The organism is Moorena sp. SIO3I6, assembly GCF_010672095.1.
Genome location: NZ_JAAHHU010001483.1, coordinates 1 through 1,234 on the forward strand (window position 1 = coordinate 1; position 1,234 = coordinate 1,234).

Annotated in this window: 2 protein-coding genes; both read right to left on the minus strand. The window is 44.5% G+C overall.

Annotated features, from left to right (window positions below; translation table 11 throughout):
- Positions 1–56: 56 nt before the first annotated feature.
- Entirely contained in the window at positions 57–317 is a 261-nt protein-coding gene (locus F6K49_RS50465) for a hypothetical protein (RefSeq protein WP_293110418.1), read from the minus strand.
- An 8-nt stretch (positions 318–325) separates the two neighbouring features.
- Positions 326–1,234, minus strand: a 909-nt coding sequence (locus F6K49_RS50470) for a hypothetical protein (RefSeq protein WP_293110420.1), incomplete at its 5' end; no start/stop codon positions are given.

Below are 1,234 nucleotides of genomic sequence, written 5' to 3' on the forward strand. Positions count from 1 at the left end.
GTATACCCAGCCCCCGCTACCCTCTTCTCTCTTTTTTTTTTTTTTTAATGATTCGGCTACCACCGAGATCTACCCCCTTTCCCTACACTGCGCCCTTCCGATCCTAACACACAAACCTTCAGTCCGTTAATACGAGTCTGAGATACCAACTCCGAAAAAAAGAAAAAGTCTTGAAATGAAGGGGTATGGGAGATAGAGCGGGTTGCAATCACTACCTCATGTCCGTGATTTTCTAGCTCACGAATAAGCCTTTCTGCATGAGCTTGTAATCCTCCTGATTTGGGATAAAAGGTGCGAATTGTAAGTCCAATTTTCATTGTTTTTTTTAGATACACTGAATAACGGGTTTACCGGACAATTCTGTGTTACCTAATAACTGGTATATCGAGCTGGTCAAGGTACCATGTATCTCATCTGGATTAAAAATAGTATTACTTGCGTTCCACGCTCCTTTTGCTAAGGTATGCCATTTCTCAGATTCCTGAAGTGTTCTAAGAGTGCCGACAACCCGTTCAACATCATTAGAGGTGACCGCTAAACCTGCCCCTTCCGTTCTTGCCACCTGAACCGGCTGACAGTATTCTGGTCCCCATACAATAATGGGCTTACCGTACTGTGAATATTCCAGAAATTTAGTGGTAAAGCTAGTTTCCATCATCAATCGTAGCTGTGGTTCAAAACTCATCACCACTAAAAATACATCTGCCTCACGCAATTTGCCCTTCAACTCATCATGAGGCAATAATCCTCGATAAACCCCTTCTGCTTCCATCCACTGACGATTGCTAGCCGACCAATCAGGATGGGGACCATAAACATGAAACTCAAATTCTAGTCGGTGGCGCAGGGCTTTGGCTAGATTCAGGACACTTCTGCCATAAGCGTTAATAATGGTACCTGCATAAATTAAGCGTAATGGACGCTCACCTGATGGAGGTTGCCATTTGGGTGCGACAGATTTATCCCGTGGCGCTGGACAGGGAAAAAGTACTGGTGCATTGGGGTGATCGCCCAATCGCTGTCTCATCCCAGCACTAGTGCAAAAAGCTATAGCACTATCCCGATACATTTTTCGGAATCGCTGTTCAAGAATCTTCCGGACAGGCACATAGGGTTTTTCTAAAGGCAAAGTAAACTGACCACGCGGCCACCAGTCTTGAAAATTAGTAATCAAAGGTAGACCTGTTTGTTTTGCTAGCAAATAAGCCGTCCAACTTATGGTGTTATCAGGGAC